This window comes from Streptomyces sp. NPDC002884 (genome assembly GCF_040295245.1).
Taxonomy (GTDB): domain Bacteria; phylum Actinomycetota; class Actinomycetes; order Streptomycetales; family Streptomycetaceae; genus Streptomyces.
Genome location: NZ_JBEOVB010000013.1, coordinates 166,319 through 188,590, shown reverse-complemented (window position 1 = coordinate 188,590; position 22,272 = coordinate 166,319). Strand labels below are relative to the sequence as shown.

Here is a 22,272-nt window from a genome sequence, read left to right as displayed (position 1 = left end):
TGTCCGACGGTTTCCGACTGTCGGTCCGTCGTGCTGCCCCGATATTCCGGGAACGGCGACGACACGGAAAAGCGGGTCGCGGGAGAACAGCCATTCCCAATCCGTATGCCGACTGCTACGGTGACGGAAATTGATCGACCGGCCGGAATTCCGGTTCGTGGAATTCCGATTACTGTGATTCTGAGGGGGTGATGAATGATGTCCCTGTTGGTTCTGGCGTTGGGGCAGCTCGTCATCTCGCTCGACTACAACATCGTGTACGTCGCCCTGCCGGACATCGGCGCGGGCCTCGGATTCTCCGACCACGACCTCCAGTGGGTGGTCAGCGCCTATGTCGTGGCCACCGGAGGCTTCCTGCTCCTGGGCGGCCGGGCCGCCGATCTGCTGGGCCGGCGCCGGATGTTCGTCCTCGCGGCACTGCTGTACGCGGGTTCCTCCCTGGTGGGCGGCCTGTCGGAGACATCAGGGGTCCTGGTCGCCGTCAGGGCGGTCCAGGGCATCGGCGGTTCCCTGCTGTTCCCGGCGACGCTGTCCCTGATCAACACCCTGTACGCACAAGGGCCCGAGCGGAACCGGGCCCTCGCGGTGTGGGGCGCCGCCGGAGCCGCCGGGCTCTGCTTCGGGTCCCTGCTCGGCGGGGTGCTGGTGCAGGCGTTCGGCTGGCCCTCGGTGTTCTTCGTCAACGTGCCCCTCGCGGCCGCCCTCGCGGTGGCCGGCCGCCTGCTCTTCCCCCCGGACGCGCCGTGGGACCGCTCACGGCACTTCGACGTGGCCGGCGCGCTGACCGCGACGGGCGGGGTGACGCTCCTGGTGTTCCTGCTGGTACGGGCCCCGGCGCAGGGCTGGCACTCGCCCACGGCGCTGACCTGCGGGGCGTTCTCGGCCGTCCTGCTGACGCTGTTCGCCGTCGTGGAGCGGCGATCGCGTGAACCGCTCGTCCCGGCACGGCTGTTCGCCCATCGCGGGCTGCCGGTCGCCATGGGGGTGACGGCCCTGTTCAGCGCCACGTTCAGCTCGGTGCCGTACTTCCTCACCCTGTACTTCCAGACCGTCCACGGCTACGACGCCCTCGCGACCGGCCTCGCCTTCCTCGTGCCCGCCCTGGTGATCGCCGCGGGCACGCAGGCAGGCGGACGGGCCGTGGCCGCCTTCGGCGTGCACCGTGTGCTGGTGGGCGGCATGGCGCTGGGGGCGTTCGGTGCGGCGGCACTCGGTCTGGGGCTCACCTCGGACGGTTCGTATCCACGACTGCTGCCCGGGATCGTGCTGCTCGGGCTGGGGCAGGGCGCCGCGTGGACGGCGATGTGGATCGCCGCGTCCGTCGGGGTGGCCGCCGGTGACCAGGGCGTCGCCTCCGGACTGGCGTCGACCACCCTCCAGGTGGGCGGCGCGGTGGGCCTCGCCGCCCTGGTCGCCGTCGCCGGGGGCGTCGGGCAGAGCGCTTCGGGCCCCGGGCTCCTGGACGGCATCCGGACCGCCGTCCTCGCGACGGCGGGCGCCATCGCCCTCGGCGCGGTCGCCCTGCTCGCCCTCCGCGGGAGCGCCGTGTCCGCCGGCCCCGCCGAAGTCCTCGCGGAGGGCGGCGATCCCGGTGGGGCCGGCCGGCTCGGCAGCGCCGACGACACCCGGGCCCCGGGCAGCACGAGTCCCTAGGCACCCGCTCCCGACCCCTCTGCTGCCCCGGCCCCGACCCTTCCATCCGACCCACTCTTGCCCCCGCCCCCCCATCCTTGGCCCCCGCCCCGACCTGCACCCCTGGCCCGCGCCCGACCCGGACCCCGACCCGGACCCCCGACCCGGACCCCCGACCCGGACCCCCGACCCGGACCCCCGACCCGGACCCCCGACCCGGACCCCCGACCCGGACCCCTGGCCCGCCCTCGCCCCGCACCCCGCCCCCTTGGCCCGCACCCCTGGCCCGCCCCGCTGCCGCACCTCCCCCCCCGGCAGCCTCACCTCGGACCTGCCCCCTCTGTCCCACCGCTGTCTCACCGCTGACCCACCTCCCTTTCCCGTACCCCGGGCCGTCCGGCCCGCCCCTCCGTCATGCCAGGAGCAGACCCATGTCCCCGATCGCCGGCGGTTCCTCCGCGCCCTCGGCCGCCGTGCTGTGCGGGCTGGCCGGATGGGTGCCGTCCCGGGTGGTGACCAACGAGCACCTCGCGGCACGGCTCGACACCGACGAAGCCTGGATCCGTACCCGGACCGGGATCCGCCGACGGCACGTCGTCGAGCCCGGGCAGGCGACCTCCGACCTGGCCGTCGAGGCCGGCCGCCGGGCCCTCGCCTCCGCCGGCGCCGACACGGTGGACGCCGTCGTCGTCGCCACGGCGACCCCGGACCGCACCTGCCCGGCCACCGCCCCCGCGGTCGCCGCCCGGCTCGGCCTCACGGGGGCGGCGGCCTTCGACGTCGGCGCCGTGTGCACCGGATTCGTCTACGGACTGGCCTGTGCCGCCGGGCTGATCGCGGCCGGCGTGGCCGAACGGGTCCTGCTCGTCGGCGCGGACACCTACTCCACGATCGTGGATCCGCTGGACCGGGCCAACGCGATCATCTTCGGCGACGGCGCCGGAGCCGTCGTCCTGCGCGCCGGTCGTCCCGACGAGCCCGGCGCGGTCGGCCACTTCGACCTCGGCAGCGACGGCGCCCACGAGGACCTGATCATGGTCGCCGCCGGTGGCTCCCGGCAACGCTCCGGGCCCGCCGAACCCAGCCGCGAGGAACGGCACTTCGCGATGCGGGGCAAGGAGGTCTACCGGCACGCGGTGACCCGTATGGCCGAGTCCGCCCGGGCCACGCTGTCCCGGGCCGGCTGGAAGATCGACGACGTCGACCACTTCGTACCGCACCAGGCCAACCTGCGGATCCTGCACTCGGTGGCCGACGACCTCGGGCTGCCCAGGGAACGGTGCGCGACCCACGTCGAGTCCGTCGGCAACACCGGCGCCGCGTCCATCCCGCTCGCCCTCGCCGACGCGGCCGCCCGTCGGACGGTCCGCTCCGGCGACCGGCTTCTGCTCACCGCCTTCGGAGGCGGCCTCACCTGGGGTTCCTGCCTCCTGACCTGGCCCGCGCTCCATCGACAAGAACGGACGACGTCATGAGCACCACCTACGAGCAGCTCGTCGACCTCCTCACGAGACTCCACGACGCCCCCGCCGACCGCATCCGCCCCGGGGTGACGCTCGGCGAACTGGACGTCGACTCGCTGACCACGGTCGAGATCAGCATCCGCATCGAGCGCGACCTCGGGGTGACGGTCGGCGAGGACGAACTCGGACCCGAGCTCACCCTCGGTGACCTCGCCGGACTGGTGGACGCCCGCCGGACGGCCGCCTGAACCCCGACCGCCTGAACCCCGAACGTCCGAATCCACGGCCGTCCGAATCCACGGCCGTCCGAATCCACGGCCGCCTGAACCACGGCCACCTGTTCCCACGACCGCCCGAATCCATGGAAGGAAGCACCGGAATGCAGATCGAGGAACAGCCCGGCGACGCGATCGGCGCCACGGTCGAGGGCTTCGACCACACCACCGCCTCGGAGGCCGACGTCGAGGCGCTCAAGAGCGCCGTCTACACCAGGAAGATCGTCGTTCTGAAGGGGCAGGACCTCTCCCCGCGGGAGTTCCTCGCGCTCGGCAGGCGGCTGGGCCGCCCCGAGACCTACTACGAGCCGATGTACAAGCACCCGGAGGTCCCGGAGATATTCGTGTCCTCCAACGTGCCGGAGAACGGCAGGCAGATCGGCGTACCGAAGACCGGCAAGTTCTGGCACGCCGACTACCAGTTCATGCCGGACCCCTTCGGTCTCACCCTGATCCACCCCCAGGTCGTGCCGGAGAAGAACCGCGGGACGTACTTCATCGACATGGGACGGGCCTACGAGGCACTGCCCGAGGAGCTGAAGAAGGAGGTCGCCGGCACGTACTGCACCCACTCGGTGCGCAAGTACTTCAAGATCCGGCCGCACGACGTCTACCGCCCGCTCTCCGAGATCATCGACGAGGTCGAGCGCAAGACCCCGGCCGTCGTCCAGCCGACCACCTTCACCCACCCGATGACCGGCGAGACGGTCCTCTACATCAGCGAGGGCTTCACCGTCGGCATCGAGGACGGGGACGGGCACCCGCTCGACGAGGAGCTGCTCAAGCGGCTGTTCGAGGCGACCGGCCAGCTCGACGAGACCTTCGCGCACGACGGCATCCACCTCCAGAGCTTCGAGCGGGGCGACCTCCTGATCTGGGACAACCGCAGCCTCGTCCACCGGGCCCGGCACACGAGCACGCCGGAGCCCACCGTCTCCTACCGGGTCACCGTGCACGACGAACGCAGGCTGCACGACGGGATCAAGGCGGCATGACGGACGAAACCCTGCTGGCGCGGGTACTGACGCCGTACAAGGACCACTGCAGATACCTGCGCTCGGCCGTCGTGACGGAAATCGACGGGCGTACCACGGCCCGCTGCGAGTTCGAGATCCCCGAGTCGTGCTACATCGACGACACCGGCCATCTGAATTCCGTCGAGGTGAACATCTGCTTCAACCAGATGATGTATTACCTCGTCGCCAGGTCCGTACAGGAGGGACTGGGGACGGGATTCGAGTCCTGGACGCTGGACGACTTCTTCGAGCGCCAGCTCCCGGATATCCTCATCGCCCGTTTCGCCGCCGAATTCCGGCGCCCGATCGATTCCCGCGCGTTCTCGGGGGAGATGGAATTCCGTTCCGTCACCCGGCGCGTCCCGGCGGCCGGTCACCCGTTCCTCCACGCCGAGACCGCCTACCGCTTCCGGGACACCGGCGCGGGCCGGTGCGACGGCACGGCGACCCTGGCGTTCGTCAACCTCCCCTGACCCGAGGCGAGAGAAGCATCCATGACCACGGACAGGCTCCACCACCCGGAGCTCCGCACGCTCGTCCAGACCACGGGCTTCCACGCCCGGCACCGGCCCACCACCCCCGCGATCCTGTGCGAGGGGCGCACGCTGACCTACGGGCAGCTGCACCGCGAGAGCGATCGCGTCGCCCACGCCCTCCGGGCCGCCGGGCTCACCCCGGGCGACCGGGTCGCCTACCTCGGCAAGGAGTCCGAGCACTACTACGAGATCCTCTTCGGCTGCGCCAAGAGCGGCACGGTGCTCGTCCCCGTCAACTGGCGGCTCACCGCACCCGAGGTCGGCCACATCCTCCAGGACTCCGCGACCCGACTTCTCTTCCTGGAGGACGAGTTCGCCACCGTCGTCGACAGGATGCCGACCACGCCCCCCGGGACGGTCGTCGCGCTCGGCGAGCACTTCGCCGCCTGGAAGGCACCCCACCCCGACGCCGAACTGCCGGACATCGCCACCCCCGACACGCCCGTGGCCCAGCTCTACACCAGCGGCACGACCGGCCTGCCCAAGGGCGTGGTCCTCGCCCACCGCAGCTTCTTCGCGATCCGTGACGCCCTGGCGAGCGAGGGGCTGGACTGGATCGACTGGCGCGCCGGGGACATCGCGCTGATCGGCATCCCCGGGTTCCACGTCGGCGGCCTGTGGTGGGCCGCACAGAACCTCAACGCCGGAACCACCGTCGTCGCGATGCGTGCCTTCGCCGCACGCCAGGCCGTGGACCTCATCCGGGACCTCGGCGTCACCACCGCCTGCCTCGTCCCGGCCATGCTCCGCATGATGCTGACCGAACCCGGCGTCCGCGCCGAGGACTTCACCACCCTGCGCAAGACGGTCTACGGCGGTTCCCCGATCTCCGAGGCCCTGCTGGAGGAGAGCCTCGCCGTCCTCGACTGCGAGTTCGCCCAGATCTACGGCCTCACCGAGACCGGCAACACCGCAGTCTGCCTGCCCCCGGCCGCCCATGTCCCGGGCGGCCCGCTCATGCAGGCGGCGGGACGCCCGTACCCGGGCGTGCGCGGCAAGGTGATCGACGGGGAGGGCCGGGAGCTTCCGCCGGGCGCCGTGGGGGAGGTCTGTCTGGCCACGCACGCCCGCATGGTCGAGTACTGGGGGCTGCCCGAGAAGACCGCCGAGACGCTCGTCGACGGCTGGATCCACACCGGGGACGCCGGCTTCATGGACGAGGACGGCTACCTCTTCATCCGCGACCGGATCAAGGACGCGATCCTCGTCGCGGGCGAGAACGTCTATCCGGCCGAGATCGAGAACGCGCTGGAAGCCCACCCCGGCGTGGCCGAGGCCGTCGTCGTCGGCGCCCCCGACGAACGCTGGGGCGAGTATGTGCACGCCTTCGTCGTCCCGGCCCCCGCCGGGCCGCTCAGCCCCCGCGACCTGCACACCTTCCTCGTCCCGCGGCTCGCGGGCTTCAAGCTGCCCGCCCGCTACGAGTTCATCGACGTCGTACCGCGCAATCCCAGCGGAAAGATCCTGCGCCGCGAACTGCGCGACCGCTTCTGGCACGACGCCGCACGCAAGGTCAACTAGCGCCCCATCAGGCCGGACCGAGAGAGAACGACATGCCTGCTCCCCTCACCCTGGACGGCTTCCGCGCGGACCTGGCGGAGTACCTGTACCAACGGCCCGACGAAGTCGACCTCGACGAACACCCCCTCCAGGCGGGCCTGGACTCCCTGCGGATCGTCACCCTCCTCGAACGGTGGCGGGAGACCGGCGCGGACGTCACCTTCGTCGACCTCGCCGAATGCACCTCGTTCGCCCAGTGGTGGCAGCTGCTCTCGACACGCCGGGGAGGGACGACGTGACCGTGCGCCGTCCGCTGCCGCCCGCGCAGGAAGGCGTGTGGACCGGACAGCGGCTGGACCCGGACAGCCCGGCGTACAACACGGCCGAGTACGTGCACATCCACGGCCCGGTGGACGCGGCCCGCTTCGACGAGGCGCTGCACCTCGTGGTCGCGGAGACGGAGGCCCTGCACGTCGCCTACGGGGTCGACGACCAGGGCCGCCCCTGGGAGGCGGACGCCCCGGCCGCCGACTGGCGCCTGCACACGGCCGACCTCACCGACGGACCCGATCCGCACACGACGGCCCTGGCCTGGATGGACGAGGACCTGGCCCGCCCCGTCGACCTCACCCGCGGCCCCGTCTTCGGCCACGCCCTGCTGCGGATCGGGCGGGAGGAACACCTCTGGTACCACCGCGTCCACCACATCGCCCTCGACGGCTTCGGTCTGTCGCTGGTCGCCCGCCGGGTCGCCGAGGTGTACACCGCCCTGGTCGCCGGGGAGCCGGTGCAGGGCAGCGGGTTCGGCACCCTGGCCTCGGTGCGGGACGAGGAGCGCGCCTACCGCGCGTCGCCCCGCTTCGCCGAGGACCGCGCCTACTGGACGGACCGGTTCGCGGACCGGCCGCCCGTGGTCACCCAGGCAGGCCGCGCGGCGCTGCCCGGACGCACCTTCCACCGGCGGGTCGCCGACCTCGACGCGGCGCGGACGGAGGTCCTGCGGTCCGTCGCCCGGGACCTGCGGGTCACCTGGTCCGAGCTGCTGCTGGCGGTCACGGTGGCCCGGCTGCACCACACGACCGGCGCTGCGGAGATCATCCTCAGCCTGCCGGTGATGGGCCGCCTCGGCTCCGTCTCCCTCCGCGTGCCCTGCATGGTCCGCAACATCCTGCCGCTGCGGGTGACGGTCACCGCCTCGGACAGTCTGCGCGACCTCGCCGTCCGGATCTCCCGCGAACTGCGGGCCGGACTGCCGCACCAGCGCTACCGGTACGAACAACTGCGGCGCGACCTGAGACTCCTCGGCGGACAACGGCGGCTGTCCGGCGCGGGCGTCAACATCATGCCCTTCGCCTACGACCTGCGGTTCGCCGGACACCGCAGCACGGTCCACAACGTCTCCGCGGGCCCCGTCGACGACCTGTCCGTCAACGTCTACGACCGCTCCGAGGGCGCCGGTCTGCGCATCGCCGTGGACGCCCACCCCGACCTCTACGACGAGGCGGACGTCGCCGCGTTCCAGGAGGGGCTGCTCGCCCTGCTCGCGGCGGCCGTCGCCGCTCCCGACCGGGCGCTGGGCGAGCTGCGGGCCCGCGAGGCCGTCCGGGTCCTGGACGGGGGGCCGCTGCCCGGACCGGCACGTCCGGTGCTCGCCCTGATCGCCGAGCATGCCGCCCGGAGCGGCGGCACGGCCGCCGTCGAGCACGACGGCCGCAGCGTGACGTACGCGGAACTCCTCGGCTCCGCGCGCGGCCTCGCCCGCCGGCTGGCCGTCCGGGGGGTGGGCCCCGGGGACCTCGTGGCCATCGCCCTGCCCCGCGGCGTCGACGCCGTCACCGCCGTCCTCGGCGTTCTGCTCAGCGGGGCCGCCTACTGTCCGTTCGACCCGGCCGCGCCATGGGCGCGCGGCGCGGGGCTGCTGGAGGAGGTCCGGCCCGCGCTGGTCCTGACGGCTGCCACGTACGCCGATGTGACGGCCGACGACCGGCTCGACCCCGGCACGGCTCCACCGACCGTCCCGACCGCCCCGACGCCCGACCACCTCGCCTGTGTCCCGACGCCCGACGACCTCGCCTATGTGCTGCACACCTCCGGCTCCACCGGCCGCCCGAAGGGCGTCGAGATCGGCCACCGGGCCCTCGCCCGCTTCGTCGCCGGCGCCTCGCACCGCTACGGACCGCGCCCCGGCGACCGGGTGCTCGGGTTCGCGCCCCCGCACTTCGACACCAGCGTCGAGGAAATCTTCCTCACCCTGTGCGCGGGCGCCACGCTCGTGATCCGCACCGACGACATGACCGACTCGGTCCCCGCCTTCCTGGACGCCTGCGCGCGGCTGCGGATCAGCTTCCTCGACCTGCCGACCGCCTACTGGCACGAGGTGGCGTACGCCGTCTCGACCGGAGCCGCCGCCCTCCCCACCGAGGTGCGGACCGTCGTCATCGGCGGCGAGGCCGCCCTGCCCGAACGGGTCGACCGCTGGCGCAAGGCCGTCGGCACGTCCGTGCGGCTGCTGAACACCTACGGCCCGACCGAGGCCACCGTGGTCGCCACCGTCGCCGACCTCCACGACCCCGGCCTCGCACCGGGTGACGTGCCCATCGGACTCCCGCTGCCCGGCACCGGCGCGGCGGTCGTCGACGGCGAACTCCATCTCCTGGGCGGCAACCTGGCCCTCGGCTACCGGGGCGACCGGCCCCCGGACGCCGCCCGCTTCGCCCCTCTCGACGCCCTGCCCGGAGCCCCCCGCTCCTATCGCACCGGCGACCTCGTCCGCATCGGCGACGACGGGCAACTGCGCCATCTGGGCCGCTCGGACACCGAGTTCAAGATCAGCGGACACCGGGTGCACCCCGCCGAGGTGGAGAGCGCCCTCCTGGGCCGTCCGGGAGTGCGCGACGCCGTCGTCGTGGGGCAGGTGCTGCCGGGCGGGGCCCGGCGCCTCGTGGCGTACGTCGTCCCGGACGGACCCGCCCCGACGGTGGCCGCGATCAGGGAGCACCTGCGCGCGGCGCTGCCCCCGGCGATGGTCCCGTCGGCGGTCGAGTTCCTGGACCACCTGCCCCGGACGGGCTCGGGGAAGATCGACCGCACCGCCCTCGCGGCGGAACTGCCCGTCGTCCGCGGCGCGGTGTCCGCAACGCTGGAGCACACCGTGGTCGCCGCCTGGCGGCAGGTGCTCGGGGTGGCGGCCCTGGCCGCGCAGGACGACGTGTTCGAGCGGGGAGCCCAGTCGCTCCAGGCCGTCCAGGTCGCCAACCGCCTCGGCGTCGCACTCGGCCGGGAGGTGAAGGTCGCTTGGCTCTTCCAGCATCCGAGCGCCGCGGAACTGGCCGGTTTCCTGGAGCGGCGGGAGCCGCCGGTGACGGCCGGCCTGCCGCGGACCCTGCTCGCCGACGCCGTCCTCGACGCCGGCGTCCGCCCCGGCGACGGTCCCCGGGCGGGCGGCACACCGGAACGGATCCTGCTCACCGGCGCCACCGGTTTCGTCGGCGTCCACCTGCTGGCGGAGCTCCTGACGAGCACCGGCGCCGAGATCGTCTGCACCGTCCGCGCCCAGAGCCCCGCCGCGGCCACCGAGCGTGTCCGACGGGCCCTGGACGCGCATCGGATCAGCCTCACGGACGCGGCGCACAAGCGGGTCACGGCGATCCCCGCGGACCTCGCCCGCCCCCGACTCGGCCTGGACGACGAGGAGTTCACCGAACTCGCCGGCACCTGCGACACGATCCTCCACAACGCGGCGAACGTCAGCGTCCTGCGCGAGTACGCCACCCTCCGCGCCGCCAACACCGGATCGGTACGGGAGCTTCTGCGCCTCGCGGCCCCGCGCTCGGTCCCTCTGCACTACGTGTCGACGCTCTCCGTCGCCCCGCCGCTCGCCCTCGCCGCCGAGGTACCCGAGGCGTTCCTCCCGCCCCACGCCGGGCTGCGCCACGGCTACCAGCAGTCGAAATGGGCGGCCGAGGAACTGCTGCGCCAGGCCGCCGAGCGGGGTCTGCCGGTCACCGTGCACCGGCTCGGCCGGATCGTCGGCCCGGCCGCCACCGGCCATGTGAACGAACGGGACTTCTTCTGGAGCGTGCTGCGGGCCGGGATCCCCGCCGGCATCGTCCCCGACCTGTTCGAGGAGGAGATCTGGACACCGGTCGACCACACCGCCGGCGCGCTCGTCCGGCTCTGCCTCGGCCCCGCGGGTGCGGCGAGGACCGTCTTCAACCATGCCGCCACGGCCCCGGTGCGGCTGAGCGACGTCTACGACTGGCTGGAGGAGTACGGATACCCGCTGCGGCGACTGACCCTGGACCGGTGGCGTGCCGAGCTGCCCCGGTCCTCCGGCGCCGCCGCGGCCACGCTCGCCTTCTTCGACGCCCGGGACGCGGACCCGGGCGCTGCCACCGGCCCCGACCTGCGCCTGGGACGGATCCGCGCCGACAACGCCGTGAACGCGCTGCGCACCGAGGGCGGCATCACCTGCCCGCCCGTCGACAGGGACCTCGTCCACCGCTACCTCGACCACTGCGTCACCACGGGCAAGCTGCCCGCTCCCACCGGAGCGCGGACCCGTCCGGCAACTCCCGCGAAGTAGTGGGGCATTGCCGGGAACTCACGGGCGCCACGCCCCGACTACTGCAACAGAACCCGTCGTGTCACGAGCCCCCCGCTGCAAGGAGCCCGCATGTCGAAGAAACGGCCGGTCGCCGTCGCCCTGGCCGGCGCCCTCTGTCTGGTCACCACGGCGTGCGGCGCCGACTCCGCGACCGGCACGGCCGACGGCGGCGACAAGGCGTCCGCGGCCGCCGCGAAGTCCGGCTACCCGGTGACGCTCGAGAACTGCGGGGCCACCGAGAAGTTCGGCGAGGCGCCGAGCCGGGTCGTCGTCATGAACGGCGCCTCGGTCGCCGAGGTCTCCACGCTTCTCTCCCTCGGCCTCGAAGACAAGATCGTCGCCAACCAGCAGAGCTACGGCATGTCCGAGGTCGCGGGACGCGCGGCCGCCGTCAAGGCGCTGCCCACCGGTGACGTCAAGCTCAACGACGCCTACGACATCCCGCGCGAGGCGATGATCGGACTGCGCCCGGACCTGGTGCTGTCCACGACCTCGTACGGCTTCGACGAGAAGAACGGCTTCGCCACCCGGGAGCAGTTGACGCAGGTCGGCGCCAACACATATGTCTCACCACAGGGTTGTGACCAGGACACCACGAAGATGACCATCGCCGACAGCTACACGCTGCTGCGCGACCTGGGCAAGGTCTTCGGCGTCGGCGACCGGGCCGAGAAGATCGTCGCCGCGTCGCAGAAGCGCATCGCCGACGTCGCCGCGAAGGTGAAGGGCGAGCAGCGGCCCAAGGTCATGGTGCTGTTCTCCAACATGGCCATGGGCGGCAACGACTTCAGCTCGGTCGTCGCCAAGGGCATCTACAACGACATCCTGGCCAAGGCCGGCGGCTCCAACGCCTTCGAGTCGGCCTCCGAGACCTCCTTCGCCGACCTGAGCAAGGAGAAGGTGGCCGCCACCGACGTCGACGCCCTCGTCGTCATCGGCTACAACGACCCCGACCCGGCGGCCTACGCCGAGAAACTGCTGAAGGAGTTCCCCCAGTGGCCGGCCGCGAAGAACAACACGTACGTGGCGCTGTCGGACTCGATGTACCTCGGCCCGAGCAACGACCTGGCGGTCGCGAAGATCGCCGGGATGCTGCACCCCGACAAGGTCTGAACGGACCGAGGCTGTCCCTCGCCGTCGGCGCCCTGCTGGTGGTGCTCGCCGCCGTCATGGTGGCGGCGGTGAGCATCGGCGCCGTCAACATCCCGGTCGGCGACGTGTGGGGGATCCTCCTGCACCATCTCACCGGGCGGGGAACCACCGGCGACCCGGCCCTGGACCAGATCGTGTGGACCTTCCGGGCCCCCCGGGTCGCCCTGGCCGCCCTGGTCGGCGCGGGCCTGGCCGTCGCCGGGGCGGTGCTCCAGACCCTGGTCTCCAACCCGCTCGCCGACCCCGTCGTCCTCGGCTTCTCCTACGGCGCCTCGCTCGGCGCCGTGCTGGTCATCACCCTCGGCGGAGCGGCGCTCGGCGGACTGGGCGGGCTCGGCGTGTCGGGCGCGGCGTTCGTCGGCGCGCTGGCGGCCGGCGCCCTGGTGTTCGCCCTGGGACAGCGACAGGGGCGGCTCGCCCCCACCCGGCTGGTGCTGGCGGGGGTCGCGGTCGGCTATGTCCTGCTGTCCGTGACCAGCTTCGTCCAGCTGCTCGCGACGCCCACCGAACTGCGCACGGTCATGTTCTGGATGCTCGGCAGCGTCGCCGGCGCCCAGTGGAGCCAACTGCCGACCGTCACGGGGGTGGTCCTGACGAGCACGGCCCTGCTGACCCTGTTCGGGCGGCGGCTCAACGCCCTGCTCGCGGGCGACGAGTCGGCCACCGCGCTCGGCGTGGACGTCAACCGGCTGCGCGGCGTCCTGCTGGTCATCAGCGCGCTCCTGACCGGCACCGTCATCGCCGTCGCGGGCGGTGTCGGCTTCGTCGGTCTGATGATCCCCCACCTGGTCCGTCTCACGGCCGGGGCCGACCACCGCCGGCTGCTGCCGCTGAGCGCGCTGCTGGGCGCCGTCTACCTGGTCGCGGTGGACCTGCTCTCCCGCACCGTCAACCGCCCCAACGAACTGCCGCTGGGCATCCTCACCGCCCTGCTCGGCGCCCCCTTCTTCCTGTGGCTGCTGCGCCGCAACATGGGCCTGGACACCGTTTGACTTCCTCCCCCGTTCAAGGACGGGGGAGTCCGGCGGTCACCCGCTGGGCTTCCTGCTTCACCGACGACCGCCCCGTCCGGGAGGACTCCCGTTGAGGTCTTACACCGTCTCCACAGGCAGACACGGCCAGCCCGGCCGCGAGAATGTTCTTCGCCGCGTTCACGTCGCGGTCATGCACGGTGCCGCAGCTGTCGCACGTCCACTCGCGGATGTTCAGCGGCTGCTTCTCGCTGACTGTGCCGCACTTCCCGCACAGTTTGCTGGACGGGAACCATCGGTCGATCACGACGAGTTCGCGCCCGTACCAGGCGCACTTGTACTCCAGCATGCATCGGAGTTCCGTCCACGACGCGTCCGAGATCGCGCGCGCCAGGGTGTGGTTCTTGAGCAGGTTGCGGACGGTGAGGTTCTCGATCACGACCGTTTGGTTCTCACGGACGAGCCGAGACGACAGCTTGTGCAGGAAGTCTCGGCGCCGGTCGGCGATCCGCGCGTACACGCGGGCCACCCTCCTGCAGGCCTTCTCTCGGTTCTTCGAGCCCTTGGCCTTACGGGACAGTTCCCGCTGAGCCCTGACGAGCCGTGCCCGGTCGGCGTGCTCGTGCCGCGGGTTGGCGATCTTCTCCCCGGTGGACAGAGTCACCAGCGACGTGATCCCAGCATCCAGGCCGACTGCCGTGTCCGTGGCGGGGGCCGGCGCGATGGTGTCCTCGCACAGCAGGGAGACGAACCAGCGTCCAGCCGCGTCCTGCGACACGGTCACCGTCGACGGCTGGACGCCTTCGGGCAGGGGCCGGGACCACACGATGTCCAGCGGCTGGCGCATCTTGGCGAGCGTCAGGGCCCCGTCGCAGTAGCGGAACGCCGAGCTGGTGTACTCCGCCGACCGGCGCGACTTCTTCCGCGACTTGAAACGTGGGTACTTCGACCTGCCCTCGAAGAAGCTGCTGAACGCGCTTTGCAGATGCCGCAGGCACTGCTGCAACGGCACCGACGACACCTTGGACAGGAAGGCCAGTTCCTCGGTCTTCTTCCATGTCGTGAGCATCGCAGAGGTCGCGTTGTAGTTGACCCTCTCCTGTCGCTTGAACCACGCCGTGGTACGGGCTTCGAGAGCCAGGTTGTAGACCTTCCGCACGCACCCGAACGTGCGCGACAGCTCAGCTGCCTGCGCATCGGTCGGATGAAAGCGGTACTTGAACGCCCGCTTTACGTGAGTGGCCATAGCTCACTATCTACCACTCCGGCTTGTGAGTAGGGGGTGGTATCGCCTAGTGGACGCCGATCCGTCCTGACGGCGAACCGGCTTTTCCTGCCCCGCTTCGCGGGCGATCCGATTCCTCCTCGCTCCGAAGGGGCGGGGTTTCCTCGGAGGCATCAGATGAGACTGACCGTGGACCAGCTCCACATCACCCTGGACCGCAAGGCGATCCTCCGCGCGGTGAACCTGGAGGCGTCGGCGGGTGACATCGTCGGACTCGTGGGCCCCAACGGCAGCGGCAAGTCGACCCTGCTGCGCACGGTCTACCGTTCGCTGCGCCCGGCCGACGGGGTGGTACGGGTGGGCGGTGACGACGTGTGGGAGCTGTCGGCCCGTGCCGCGGCCCGCCGCACGGCGGCCGTCCTCCAGGACGCCGGCACCACCACCGGCCTGACCGTGACCGAGATCGTCGCGCTCGGCCGCACCCCCCATCACGGCCTGCTGGGCCGCGACGGCGCCGAGGACCGCGAGGCGGTGGCCGAAGCGGTCGCCCGCTGCGGAGTCACCCCCTTCGCGCACCGGGACTACGCCACCCTCTCCGGCGGCGAACGGCAACGCGTCCTGCTGGCCCGGGCCCTCGCCCAGCGCCCTCGGCTGCTCGTCCTGGACGAACTCACCAACCACCTCGACATCCGCGCCCGGTTCGAACTGCTCCACCTCATCCGCAGCACCGGCGTCACCACCCTCGCCGTCCTGCACGACCTCGACCTGGCCGCGCGCCTCTGCGATCACCTCGTGGTGCTGCACGAGGGCGCGGTGGTGGCGGCGGGTCCCGTCCTGGAGGTCCTGACCCCGGACCTCCTGCGTGACGTGTTCGGCGTACGGGGCGGCACGGAGCGGCATGCCGACGGCGTCGTCCGCATCACCTACGCGGCCGAGCCGCTCGCCCTGGACCGGGAGGCCGAGCCCGCCGAGCGATGACACGCGCCCGGGCCCGGCCCGCAGGTGTACGAATGGGTCTCGATCCGGGCCGCTGCTTGGGCCGCGGGAGCGGGGCGGCAATCATGGGGCCATGCACCGGCCCGTCCGTCTCCGTACCCACGAGTGGTTCACGGCCGACGACTCGACCCTGAACGTCGCGCTCGTGTACCCGATGCAGGGGCCCGCCGGGGTGTTCGGACCCACCTGCGAGACCTGCGCCCGGCTGGCCGCGGAGGAGATCAACAAGACGGGCGGAGTGCTCGGCAGGGAGCTGCGGCTCATCGAGGTCGACGGCGGCGCCGAGCCGCGGCAGGTCGCGAAGGACGTGGAGGCGCTGGTGGCCACCGGCGCGGTGCAGGGGGTCACGGGCTGGCACATCTCCTCGGTGCGGCAGGCGATGGCCCCGCGCATCGCGCATCGGGTGCCGTACGTCTACACCGCGCTGTACGAGGGCGGCGAGCGCACCGACGGCGTCTACCTGACCAGTGAGACCCCCGCCGGGCAACTGCTGCCCGCCATGCGGCTGCTCACCGAGGCCCGCGGGGTGCGCCGCTGGTTCGTCGTCGGCAACGACTACGTCTGGCCCCGGCGCACCGCCCGGGCCGCCCGCCGCTACGCACGCGACTCCCACGGCCGGGTGTGCGGCGAGGCGTATCTCCCGCTGGGCGCCGACGACTTCCACGACGTGCTCGGCCGGATCGAGCGGGCCGACGCCGACGCCGTGCTGATGCTGCTGGTCGGCACTGACGCGGTCCGCTTCAACCGGGCCTTCGCCGCCGCCGGGCTCGACCAGCGCTGTCTCCGGCTGAGCACGCTGATGGACGAGAACATGCTCCTGGGCAGCGGCCCCGAGGCCACCGTCGACCTGTACAGCACGGCCGGCTTCTTCGCCTCACTCGCCGACCAGAACACCATGGACTTCCACGGCCGGTACGCCGACCGCTTCGGGGTGGCGGCTCCGATTCCGGGCAGTCTGGGCGAGTCCTGCTACGAGGGCGTGCTGCTGCTCGCGGCGCTCATCGAACGGGCCCGCACCCTGGACGTGACCGCCATCGGGGCCGCCGCCGACAGCGTCTCGTACGAGGGTCCGAGGGGCCTGCTCGGCCTCGAGGGACGGCATGTGCGTCAGCGCATCTATCTGGCGCAGGCGGACGGTCTCGAATTCAACGTCCTCGCTCAACTGCGCGCTCCGCACGAGCTGTCGTGACACCGTTTCCGTCCCCGAGCACCTCCGCCAGCCGCTCCAGCAGGACTTCCAGCCGTTCGCCCCGCTCTTCCCCCAGCAGCGGCTCCCACTGCGCCCGGTCGGCCCGCACCTCGCGGACCAGCTGCTGCCGGCGCTCCATGCCCCGCGGGGTGAGGTAGGCCAGGACGCGGCGCCGGTCGGCGGGGTCGACGCGGCGGAACACCAGGTTCTGGTCGACGAGTTGGTCGATCAGCTTGGTGGCGCTCGGGGCGGGCAGGAAGGCGTGGTCGGCGAGGGCCGTCATGTGGTGTCCCTGCCCGTCCGCGAGCAGGTCCAGTACCCACCACGCCTCCACCGAGCAGTCGAACTCCTCCAGCACGGACTGGAGTCGGCGTACGGCGAAGCGCTCGGCCCGGGTCAGCAGACGGAGTAGTTCCTGGGGCCGCCTCGCCATCGCACTCCTCCGCTCGAAGTCCTGTGTTCCCCGTGCGGGGTTGGCCGGGAGCCTACCGTAAAAGGTCTTTTCCCCAGGAAGTATCAATGCCCGCTCCCTTGCTTCCACCAGAAACTGTTCATCAATTGCGCGGAAACGCGGCAGAAACAGTTTCCTCGCAGGCTGTGCGCCAACGCCGCGGCTACGGAAGCGCGTTGTGTCCCCATCCTCCCCAGAGTCCTTCCGCTCTCTTCGCACCGCCCTTGTGGGCATGGAGGTTCGTATGTCAGGGCTCAGCATCAGCAGGATCAGCAGGCGTGGCCTGTTGGCCGGCATCTCGGCGGTCGGCGCCTCCGCCGCACTCGCCGCCTGTGGGGCCAAGACCGGTGAAGGCTCCTCGACGGACGCGGCCGGCGCCTCCGCGGACACCTCCGGCAGCACGGTCGGGGTAGGTCTGCTGAACTCTCTGTCGGGCACGATGGCCATCAGTGAAGTCACCGTCCACAACGCCCTGTTGCTCGCCGTCAAGGAGATCAACGCGGCCGGCGGAGTACTCGGCAAGAAGCTCAAGGCCGTCAGCCAGGACGGCGCCTCCGACTGGCCCACCTTCGCGGAGAAGGCCGAGGCCCTGATCAAGGACGACAAGGTCGCGGCCACCTTCGGCTGCTGGACCTCGGCCAGCCGCAAGGCCGTGAAGCCGGTTTTCGAGCGGTACAAGTCACTGCTGTTCTATCCCGTGCAGTACGAGGGACTGGAGGAGTCGCCGTACATCTTCTACATCGGCGCCACCACCAATCAGCAGATCGTCCCGGCCCTCGACTATCTCAAGAAGCAGGGCCTGACCAAGCTCTACCTCGTCGGCAGTGACTATGTGTTTCCGCGCACCGCCAACAAGATCATCAAGGCCTATGCGAAGGCCAAGGGAATGTCGGTGGTCGGCGAGGACTACGCGCCGCTCGGCTCCACGGAGTTCGGCACCATCGTCAACAAGGTCAAGGACTCCGGCGCGGACGCCGTGTTCAACACCCTCAACGGCGACAGCAACGTGGCCTTCTTCAAGGAATACAAGTCCTCCGGGCTGACCGCGAAGAGCATGCCCGTCCTGTCGGTCTCCATCGCCGAGGAGGAGGTGAAGAGCATCGGCACCCAGTACCTCCAGGACCAGCTGACCGCGTGGAACTACTACGAGACGACGCCCGGCGCGGCCAACACCGCGTTCGTGGCGGCCTACCAGGCCGAGTACGGCAAGGACAAGCCGACCAGCGACCCGATGGAGGCCGCCTACATCTCCGTGTACCTGTGGAAGGCGATGGTGGAGAAGGCCGGCTCCTTCGACGTCGAAAAGGTCAAGGCGGCCTCGGACGGCATCACCTTCGACGCCCCCGAGGGCAAGGTCACCGTCGACGGCGCGAGCCAGCACGTCCACAAGACGGCCCGGATCGGCAAGGTCGGTGCGGACGGCCTGATCACCGAGGTCTGGAACTCGGGCGGCCCGATCAAACCGGACCCGTACCTCAAGGGCTACGACTGGGCCGCCGGCCTGTCCTGATCCAGGCCCGCTCCCCGCTCGCGCGGTGGGACCCGGCCCCGTGCGGGGGCCGGGTCACGCCCGTGGCCCGCCCGCACCCCGTCCCCGACCAGGAGCCGCTTCATGACGGTCATCCTCAACCAGTCCTTCACCGGCATCAGCATCGGCGCAGTCCTCCTGCTCATCGCGCTCGGCCTGACCCTGACCTTCGGTCAGATGGGCGTGATCAACATGGCGCACGGCGAGTTCATCATGACCGGCGCCTACACCACGTACGTCCTCCAGAAGTCGATCAGCGGCGCGGGCGTCTCGCTGCTCGTCGCCCTGCCGGTGGCCTTCCTGGTGGCCGGCGCCATGGGCGCGCTGCTGGAGTGGCTGCTCATCCGGCGCCTCTACACCCGCCCGCTGGACACCCTGCTGGTCACCTGGGGCGTCTCGCTGATGCTCCAGCAGCTGGCCCGGGACGTCTTCGGCGCCCCCAACGTCCAGACCCGCGCCCCGGATCTGCTCACCGGCAACATCTCGACGGGCGGCGTCACCTTCGCCAGCAGCCGCCTGTTCATCCTCGGCCTGGCCCTGCTCAGCGTCCTCGCCCTCACGGTCGTCCTGCGGTTCACCCCGCTCGGCCGCCGGATCCGGGCCGTCGTACAGAACCGCGACCTCGCCGAGGTCTCCGGCATCGCCACCAGCCGGGTGGACCGCGTGACCTTCTTCATCGGTTCGGGCCTCGCGGGCGTGGCGGGCGTCGCGCTGACCCTGGTCGGTCCGATCGGCCCGACGATGGGCACCAACTACATCGTGGACGCCTTCCTGGTCGTCGTCGTGGGCGGTATCGGACAGCTCAAGGGCAGCGTGCTCACCGCCTTCGCGCTCGGTGTGCTCCAGTCGGTCCTCGAGTACTCGACGACGGTCAGCGTCGCCAAGGTCGTCGTGCTCGTGGCGATCGTCGCCTTCCTCCAGTGGCGACCCCAGGGCCTGTACACACTGCGTACCCGGAGCCTGGCATGACGACGATCACCGAGACCCCGCCCGCCCCGCCGGCGGCCCGCCTGCGCGTCCCCGGCGCCTTCGTCCTCGGAGCCGTCCTCCTTCTGGGTGTGGCCCCGCTCGCCCTCTCCGACTTCCGTCTCTCGCTCCTCGCCAAGTACCTGTGCTACGCGATCGTGGCCGTGGGAGTGAGCCTGGCCTGGGGCCGGGGCGGGCTCATGGTGCTCGGCCAGGGCGTCTTCTTCGGCCTGGGCGGCTACGCCATGGCCATGCACCTCAAGCTCGCCGACGCGGCCGCGACGGGCGAGACGCTGCCCGACTTCATGCAGCTGTACGGCACGGGCGACGCGCTGCCCTGGTGGTGGAGGCCCTTCGCCAACCCTGCCTTCGCGCTGGCCATGACCGTGCTGCTGCCGATGGCGGTCGCCGCGCTGCTCGGCTTCTTCGTCTTCCGACGACGGGTCAGGGGCGCCTACTTCGCGATCCTCAGCCAGGCCCTGGCCGCCGCCCTCTCCATCTGGCTCGTCGGCCAGCAGGCCACCACCGGCGGCACCAACGGCCTCACCGACATGCGGGGTTTCTTCGGCTACTCGTTGGACGACCCCGTCAACCAGCGGATGGTGTACTTCGTCATCGCCGCCGTCCTGCTGCTGCTGACGGCGGGCGCCCGCCTGCTGTTCGTCAGCCGGTACGGCGAACTCCTCGTCGCCGTACGCGACTCCGAGGAGCGGGTCCGCTTCCTCGGCTACAACCCGGCCAACGTCAAACTCGTCGCGTACGTCGTCGCCGCCGGCACGGCGGGTCTCGCCGGGGCCCTCTTCGTCCCGGCGGTGGGGATCATCTCGCCGGCGCTGATCGGGATCGTGCCGTCCATCGGCTTCGTCATCGGCGCCGCGGTCGGCGGCCGGGCCTCGCTGGTGGGCGCGGTGCTCGGAGCGATCGCCGTCGCCTGGGCGCAGAGCACGCTCTCCGACGCCTTCCCCGGCGCCTGGACGTACCTCCAAGGCCTGCTCTTCGTCCTGGCGGTCGGCTTCCTGCCCGGCGGCCTGGCCTCCCTCGGCGTCGTCCTGCGGCGGCGCCGTACCCGTACCCCCGCGACCGGAGGGACAGCATGAGCGGCGAGGGACTGACCGTACGCGACCTGCGGGTGACGTTCGACGGCTTCACCGCCGTCGACGGCGTCGACCTCGACATCCGCCCCGGCGACCTGCGTTTCCTCATCGGCCCGAACGGCGCGGGCAAGACCACCCTCGTCGACGCGGTCACCGGCCTGGTCAAGGCGACCGGTTCGGTCCGCTTCGGCGACCAGGACCTGCTGGGCAGGCCCGTGCAGAAGATCGCCCGGCTGGGGATCGGCCGTACGTTCCAGACGGCGACGGTCTTCGAGCAGCTGACCGTCGTGCAGAACCTGGACATCGCCGCAGGCGCCGGGCGGGGGCCGTGGACCATGCTGCGGCGCCGCAAGGACGTGCCCGAGCCGGTCGCCAGGGCTCTGGAGACCATCGGGCTGAGCGATCTGCGCGACCGGCCCGCCGGGGTGCTGGCCCACGGGCAGAAGCAGTGGCTGGAGATCGGCATGCTGCTGGTCCAGGACGTGCGGCTGCTCCTGCTGGACGAGCCCGTCGCCGGCATGAGCCACGACGAACGCGAGGCCACCGGCGAGCTGTTGCGGCGGGTGAGCGAGGACCGCACGGTCGTCGTCATCGAGCACGACATGGACTTCATGCGTTCCTACGCCCGGAGCGTCAGCGTCCTGCACGCGGGCAAGGTGCTCAGCGAGGGCTCCGTCGCCGAGGTCCAGGCCGACGCCAAGGTCCAGGAGGTCTACCTCGGGCGCGCCTCCGAACCCGAGCCCACCCCCCGATCCGAGCCCACCCCCCGATCCGCGCCCGCCCCCGCCGCCGCGTCCGTCGCCGAGGAGGCGTGAAGCCCATGCTGGAGATCAACACCGTCCGGGCGGGCTACGACCGCACCACCGTGCTGCACGGGGTGACCGTCGCGGTTCCCGAGGACGGCGTCGCGGCCGTGCTCGGGCACAACGGGGCCGGCAAGAGCACCCTGCTGCGCGCCGCCATGGGGCTGATCAAGCCGACCGGCGGGACCGTCCTGCTCGACGGCGAGGACATCACCCGTCTCTCCCCGCACCGGCGGGTCGCCCGCGGCATGGCGTACGTCCCGCAGGGCCAGCAGTCCTTTCCGCACCTCACCACCGCCGAGAACCTCCAGCTCGTCGCGGACGGCCGCCCGAGGGTCTCGCCGGGCCGTCCGGGCGGCGGGGGAGGGAAGGAGGCCATCGCCGAGGCGCTGGACCTGTTCCCCGTCCTGCGCGAGCTGTCCGGCCGCCGGGCCGGCCTGCTCTCCGGCGGACAGCGCCAGCAGCTCGCCATCGCCCGGGCCCTGGTCACCCGGCCGAGGCTGCTCCTGCTCGACGAACCGACCGAGGGCATCCAGCCGTCCGTCGTCGCCGAGATCGAGGAGACGATCCTGGCGCTCGCCCGGCGCGGCGGACTCGGTGTCCTCCTCGTCGAACAGCACGTGGGTTTCGCCATGCGGGCCGCCCAGCGCTACTACGTGCTGGAGGCGGGCCGGGTGACCTCCTGCGGCGACGGCGGTACGGGCGCCGAGCGGACCGTGCGGGCGGCGCTCAGCGTATGAGCCGGGAGCCCGCGCCGGGCCCGCCCCTCGGGCGGACCGGCGCGGGCTCACAGGGCCACGGGGGTGAGTGCTGCGCACCGGTCGTCGAAGGTCCGTGCGACGCCGGCCCCGTCGGGCCGCGCCTCTAGG

19 protein-coding genes are annotated in these 22,272 nt (G+C 71.7%); 17 read left to right on the top strand and 2 right to left on the bottom strand.

Translation table 11 applies throughout. The features are described 5' to 3' along the window. The first annotated feature begins 198 nt into the window (after positions 1-198). The 10 genes from ABT070_RS25585 (at position 199) to ABT070_RS25540 (ending at position 13,172) form a co-directional block, all read left to right on the top strand. The gene (locus ABT070_RS25585; protein ID WP_351764192.1) at positions 199-1,653 is read left to right on the top strand and encodes an MFS transporter; all 1,455 of its coding nucleotides are present in this window, start codon (positions 199-201) and stop codon (positions 1,651-1,653) included. A 410-nt stretch (positions 1,654-2,063) separates the two neighbouring features. After that, complete coding sequence (locus tag ABT070_RS25580; RefSeq protein ID WP_351764191.1) at positions 2,064-3,107, top strand: beta-ketoacyl-ACP synthase III; 1,044 nt, start codon at positions 2,064-2,066, stop codon at positions 3,105-3,107. Further along, positions 3,104-3,343 (top strand): acyl carrier protein, encoded by a 240-nt coding sequence (locus tag ABT070_RS25575; protein ID WP_351764190.1) that lies wholly within the window; start codon positions 3,104-3,106, stop codon positions 3,341-3,343. The genes ABT070_RS25580 and ABT070_RS25575 overlap by 4 nt, the downstream gene beginning before the upstream one ends. A gap of 131 nt (positions 3,344-3,474) precedes the next feature. Further along, positions 3,475-4,365, top strand: coding sequence for a (3R)-3-[(carboxymethyl)amino]fatty acid oxygenase/decarboxylase (gene scoE, locus ABT070_RS25570; protein ID WP_351764189.1), 891 nt, complete (start codon positions 3,475-3,477; stop codon positions 4,363-4,365). After that, the gene (gene scoD / locus ABT070_RS25565) at positions 4,362-4,859 is read left to right on the top strand and encodes a (2E)-enoyl-ACP glycyltransferase (RefSeq protein ID WP_351764188.1); all 498 of its coding nucleotides are present in this window, start codon (positions 4,362-4,364) and stop codon (positions 4,857-4,859) included. The genes scoE and scoD overlap by 4 nt, the downstream gene beginning before the upstream one ends. A 21-nt stretch (positions 4,860-4,880) precedes the next feature. Continuing rightward, positions 4,881-6,443, top strand: coding sequence for a fatty acid-ACP ligase ScoC (gene scoC, locus ABT070_RS25560; RefSeq protein ID WP_351764187.1), 1,563 nt, complete (start codon positions 4,881-4,883; stop codon positions 6,441-6,443). Positions 6,444-6,475: 32 nt separating this feature from the next. Next, positions 6,476-6,721 carry a phosphopantetheine-binding protein gene (locus tag ABT070_RS25555; RefSeq protein WP_351764186.1) on the top strand — a complete coding sequence of 82 codons (246 nt, stop codon included), beginning with the start codon at positions 6,476-6,478 and terminating at the stop codon, positions 6,719-6,721. Continuing rightward, complete coding sequence (locus ABT070_RS25550; protein ID WP_351764185.1) at positions 6,718-11,007, top strand: non-ribosomal peptide synthetase; 4,290 nt, start codon at positions 6,718-6,720, stop codon at positions 11,005-11,007. The genes ABT070_RS25555 and ABT070_RS25550 overlap by 4 nt, the downstream gene beginning before the upstream one ends. Positions 11,008-11,097: 90 nt before the next feature. Then, entirely contained in the window at positions 11,098-12,141 is a 1,044-nt protein-coding gene (locus ABT070_RS25545; RefSeq protein WP_351764184.1) for an ABC transporter substrate-binding protein, read from the top strand. Positions 12,142-12,197: 56 nt separating this feature from the next. Continuing rightward, a complete protein-coding gene (locus ABT070_RS25540; protein ID WP_351764256.1) occupies positions 12,198-13,172 on the top strand; it encodes a FecCD family ABC transporter permease in 975 nt (324 codons plus the stop codon). A 13-nt stretch (positions 13,173-13,185) separates the two neighbouring features. Here ABT070_RS25540 and ABT070_RS25535 read toward each other — a convergent pair whose 3' ends face one another. Next, the gene (locus tag ABT070_RS25535; RefSeq protein WP_351764183.1) at positions 13,186-14,397 is read right to left on the bottom strand and encodes an RNA-guided endonuclease InsQ/TnpB family protein; all 1,212 of its coding nucleotides are present in this window, start codon (positions 14,395-14,397) and stop codon (positions 13,186-13,188) included. 156 nt (positions 14,398-14,553) lie between these two features. Between ABT070_RS25535 and ABT070_RS25530 the strand changes: the two genes are divergently transcribed. Together ABT070_RS25530 and ABT070_RS25525 are read left to right on the top strand one after the other, a co-directional pair. After that, positions 14,554-15,354, top strand: a complete 801-nt coding sequence (locus ABT070_RS25530) for an ABC transporter ATP-binding protein (RefSeq protein WP_351764182.1) — start codon at positions 14,554-14,556, stop codon at positions 15,352-15,354. 91 nt (positions 15,355-15,445) lie between these two features. Further along, entirely contained in the window at positions 15,446-16,561 is a 1,116-nt protein-coding gene (locus ABT070_RS25525; protein ID WP_351764181.1) for a substrate-binding domain-containing protein, read from the top strand. Here ABT070_RS25525 and ABT070_RS25520 read toward each other — a convergent pair. Then, positions 16,518-16,994 carry a MarR family winged helix-turn-helix transcriptional regulator gene (locus tag ABT070_RS25520; RefSeq protein ID WP_351764180.1) on the bottom strand — a complete coding sequence of 159 codons (477 nt, stop codon included), beginning with the start codon at positions 16,992-16,994 and terminating at the stop codon, positions 16,518-16,520. The two genes, ABT070_RS25525 and ABT070_RS25520, sit on opposite strands and share 44 nt — an antisense overlap. Positions 16,995-17,256: 262 nt before the next feature. Here ABT070_RS25520 and urtA point away from each other — a divergent pair, with 262 nt between their 5' ends. The 5 genes from urtA to urtE all read left to right on the top strand — a co-directional run bounded on the left by urtA (position 17,257) and on the right by urtE (position 22,143). Continuing rightward, entirely contained in the window at positions 17,257-18,522 is a 1,266-nt protein-coding gene (gene urtA, locus ABT070_RS25515) for an urea ABC transporter substrate-binding protein (protein ID WP_351764179.1), read from the top strand. A 102-nt stretch (positions 18,523-18,624) separates the two neighbouring features. Further along, positions 18,625-19,509, top strand: coding sequence for an urea ABC transporter permease subunit UrtB (gene urtB / locus ABT070_RS25510; protein ID WP_351764178.1), 885 nt, complete (start codon positions 18,625-18,627; stop codon positions 19,507-19,509). Next, entirely contained in the window at positions 19,506-20,603 is a 1,098-nt protein-coding gene (gene urtC, locus ABT070_RS25505) for an urea ABC transporter permease subunit UrtC (RefSeq protein ID WP_351764177.1), read from the top strand. The genes urtB and urtC overlap by 4 nt, the downstream gene beginning before the upstream one ends. Continuing rightward, a complete protein-coding gene (gene urtD / locus ABT070_RS25500) occupies positions 20,600-21,415 on the top strand; it encodes an urea ABC transporter ATP-binding protein UrtD (RefSeq protein WP_351764176.1) in 816 nt (271 codons plus the stop codon). Before urtC ends, urtD begins: the two co-directional genes overlap by 4 nt. Positions 21,416-21,420: 5 nt before the next feature. Next, positions 21,421-22,143, top strand: a complete 723-nt coding sequence (gene urtE, locus ABT070_RS25495) for an urea ABC transporter ATP-binding subunit UrtE (RefSeq protein WP_351764175.1) — start codon at positions 21,421-21,423, stop codon at positions 22,141-22,143. The last annotated feature ends 129 nt before the right edge of the window (positions 22,144-22,272 follow it).

What these genes read in the sequence shown, in the direction of transcription:
- ABT070_RS25535 (WP_351764183.1), bottom strand. Translation starts at nt 14,397, where the DNA reads ATGGCCACTCACGTAAAGCGGGCGTTCAAGTACCGCTTTCATCCGACC.
- ABT070_RS25545 (WP_351764184.1), top strand. Translation starts at nt 11,098, where the DNA reads ATGTCGAAGAAACGGCCGGTCGCCGTCGCCCTGGCCGGCGCCCTCTGT.
- ABT070_RS25540 (WP_351764256.1), top strand. Translation starts at nt 12,198, where the DNA reads ATGGTGGCGGCGGTGAGCATCGGCGCCGTCAACATCCCGGTCGGCGAC.
- ABT070_RS25530 (WP_351764182.1), top strand. Translation starts at nt 14,554, where the DNA reads ATGAGACTGACCGTGGACCAGCTCCACATCACCCTGGACCGCAAGGCG.
- ABT070_RS25575 (WP_351764190.1), top strand. Translation starts at nt 3,104, where the DNA reads ATGAGCACCACCTACGAGCAGCTCGTCGACCTCCTCACGAGACTCCAC.
- scoC (WP_351764187.1), top strand. Translation starts at nt 4,881, where the DNA reads ATGACCACGGACAGGCTCCACCACCCGGAGCTCCGCACGCTCGTCCAG.
- ABT070_RS25580 (WP_351764191.1), top strand. Translation starts at nt 2,064, where the DNA reads ATGTCCCCGATCGCCGGCGGTTCCTCCGCGCCCTCGGCCGCCGTGCTG.
- urtD (WP_351764176.1), top strand. Translation starts at nt 20,600, where the DNA reads ATGAGCGGCGAGGGACTGACCGTACGCGACCTGCGGGTGACGTTCGAC.
- ABT070_RS25585 (WP_351764192.1), top strand. Translation starts at nt 199, where the DNA reads ATGTCCCTGTTGGTTCTGGCGTTGGGGCAGCTCGTCATCTCGCTCGAC.
- urtB (WP_351764178.1), top strand. Translation starts at nt 18,625, where the DNA reads ATGACGGTCATCCTCAACCAGTCCTTCACCGGCATCAGCATCGGCGCA.
- urtE (WP_351764175.1), top strand. Translation starts at nt 21,421, where the DNA reads ATGCTGGAGATCAACACCGTCCGGGCGGGCTACGACCGCACCACCGTG.
- scoD (WP_351764188.1), top strand. Translation starts at nt 4,362, where the DNA reads ATGACGGACGAAACCCTGCTGGCGCGGGTACTGACGCCGTACAAGGAC.
- urtA (WP_351764179.1), top strand. Translation starts at nt 17,257, where the DNA reads ATGTCAGGGCTCAGCATCAGCAGGATCAGCAGGCGTGGCCTGTTGGCC.
- ABT070_RS25525 (WP_351764181.1), top strand. Translation starts at nt 15,446, where the DNA reads ATGCACCGGCCCGTCCGTCTCCGTACCCACGAGTGGTTCACGGCCGAC.
- scoE (WP_351764189.1), top strand. Translation starts at nt 3,475, where the DNA reads ATGCAGATCGAGGAACAGCCCGGCGACGCGATCGGCGCCACGGTCGAG.
- ABT070_RS25520 (WP_351764180.1), bottom strand. Translation starts at nt 16,994, where the DNA reads ATGGCGAGGCGGCCCCAGGAACTACTCCGTCTGCTGACCCGGGCCGAG.
- urtC (WP_351764177.1), top strand. Translation starts at nt 19,506, where the DNA reads ATGACGACGATCACCGAGACCCCGCCCGCCCCGCCGGCGGCCCGCCTG.
- ABT070_RS25555 (WP_351764186.1), top strand. Translation starts at nt 6,476, where the DNA reads ATGCCTGCTCCCCTCACCCTGGACGGCTTCCGCGCGGACCTGGCGGAG.